Origin of the sequence: Actinoplanes couchii (genome assembly GCF_016862075.1) — a bacterium.
Classification (GTDB): Bacteria; Actinomycetota; Actinomycetes; order Mycobacteriales; family Micromonosporaceae; genus Actinoplanes; species Actinoplanes couchii.
Window position 1 is genome coordinate 1 of record NZ_BOMG01000200.1, and the last position, 576, is coordinate 576.

The following is a 576-nucleotide window of genomic DNA, read 5'->3' on the forward strand; positions in this document are numbered from 1 at the left end:
CCGGCGCCCGCTACGACATCAAGTCGTGGATCAAGGTCCGGGACGCCTCGGTGCTGCCGATCATGGACAAGATCAGCCCCGCGGTCGACCAGCTGCTGGCCGCCGAGGACTCCGACGCTGCGGCCGCCGCAGCGGACGCGCAGTCCACCTACGAGTCGAGCCGCACCCTCGACATGAGTCTGCTGGTGGCCGGACTGATCGCGGCCGGTCTGACCGGGGTCCTGGTGTCTCGCGGCATCGTCCGGTCGCTGGCCCGGGTGGAGGATGTGGCCAACGGTCTGGCCGACGGTGACCTCACCCGGGTCAGCGGCCTCACCAGCCGCGACGAATCGGGCCGGGTGGGCCGCGCGCTGGACTCCGCGGTCGAGCGACTGCGCGAGACCGTCGGCACCATCGACCAGTCCGCAGTGTCGCTGGCCAGTGCCACCGAGGAGATCTCGGCGACCGCCCAGCAGATCGCCGAATCGGCCGAAGCGACGTCCCGGCAGTCGCAGGACGTGGCCCACGGCGCCGAGGAGGTCTCGTTCAGCGTGTCGACGGTAGCGGCCGGTGGCGAGGAGATGGCCGCCGCCATTC

The 576-nt window shown here is 71.4% G+C and carries 1 protein-coding gene; it reads left to right on the plus strand.

The annotated features are described in order from the left end of the window. On the plus strand, positions 1 to 576 hold a 576-nt coding region (locus Aco03nite_RS52480), incomplete at both ends, for a HAMP domain-containing protein (RefSeq protein ID WP_203810803.1).